Annotated in this window: 2 protein-coding genes; both read right to left on the reverse strand. The window is 71.1% G+C overall.

The annotated features are described in order from the left end of the window. Positions 1–827 (reverse strand): DUF882 domain-containing protein (locus FV228_RS30235; protein ID WP_147857789.1); only part of this gene is annotated, 827 nt, incomplete at its 3' end. 196 nt (positions 828–1023) lie between these two features. Continuing rightward, positions 1024–1224, reverse strand: a 201-nt coding sequence (locus FV228_RS33855; RefSeq protein ID WP_147857790.1) for a hypothetical protein, incomplete at its 5' end; no start/stop codon positions are given.

Raw genomic sequence — 1224 nt, forward strand, 5'->3', positions numbered from 1 at the left:
CTCTTCGCGACGGGCGCCGGCGGCGGGGCCGCGGCGGGCTCGGGTGTGGAGGATCCGCCGCCGAACAGGCTTGCCAGGAAGCCGAACAGGCCGGGCCCGTCCTCCTCCTCGCCGCTCGCCATCTGGGTGGTGAGGCCGGCGACGGTGCCGCCGCGCGACAGGATCTCGGCCTTCGCCTCCTCGTAGCGCGGGAACGGGCGGTTGTCGCTCGCGAGGTGGACGGTCTTACCGTCCGGGAACAGCCGGGCGAGCTGGTCGTGGGTCATGCGCGGCCACATCCGCACGGAGCCGACGTCGAGATGGACGAAGGGCGTGCCGGCATGCGGATACCAGCCGACGCCGCCGCGCTGCATCTGCAGCCCGACTTCGCGGATCCGGTCGATCGAGACCTCGGGCAGGTAGAAGTCCATCGCCTTGCCGAGCATGTGCTGGCTGAACTCGGCGACCATCCGGGAGCGGCGGCGCAGCATCGCGTTGGTGCCGGGCGAGCGATAGGCCGAGACGACATGGATCGGCTGGGTCGCGCCGACCTGCCGGTAGGCCTCCCAGACCGTGTCGAACAGGCGCGGGTCCATCTTGATCGGCTCGTTGACGCGCCAATCGCGCAGGAGCCAGTTCATTTGCTCAAGGGCCGCGCGGTCGTACCGGCCATCGCGCTTGAACGTGATGGTCGCGCTCTCCTTGGTATGCGTGTGGTAGATCGTGAGCGTGCGGGTATCGCCGTTGGCCACCGCGTTCTCGGTCTCGACCGTTCCGGCGATCAAGCCGAGGGCCGTGCCGCACAGGGCGAGGACGAGGTGTCGGGCGGTTCTGCGAAGGCTCGGCACGGTGGTCCTGATCCTCTCCCGAACCCGCAAAGGGTGCCCGGCGGATGTCCGGTCGCGGCGATCGGCCCATGACGGCCGACAGCGCTCCCCTTCGCCTGAGTCTGCGAGGGAAACGGCTAAGGCTGGACCGTGGCGAAATCGTGCCCGGCTGTGTGGCCGCGCACCCGAGAGTTGAGGTCGAATCCCGGTGGTCGAACTACCACCAGCCGCGCGACACCGGCGCCGGTGCCGGCGTCCACAGGCCGGGTTCACCGTATTCCGGCGCCCCGTCGGCGCGGGCCGACCGGCGAACGTGCCGCCGCGGCGAGTCGTACTCGTCGTAACGCGCGCTCGGCTCCGGGTCGGCGTAACGCCGGGGGCGCGCGGCTTCGCGGCGGGGCGCCGGATGGGCCTGGGC

The organism is Methylobacterium sp. WL18 (assembly GCF_008040015.1).
GTDB lineage: Bacteria > Pseudomonadota > Alphaproteobacteria > Rhizobiales > Beijerinckiaceae > Methylobacterium > Methylobacterium mesophilicum.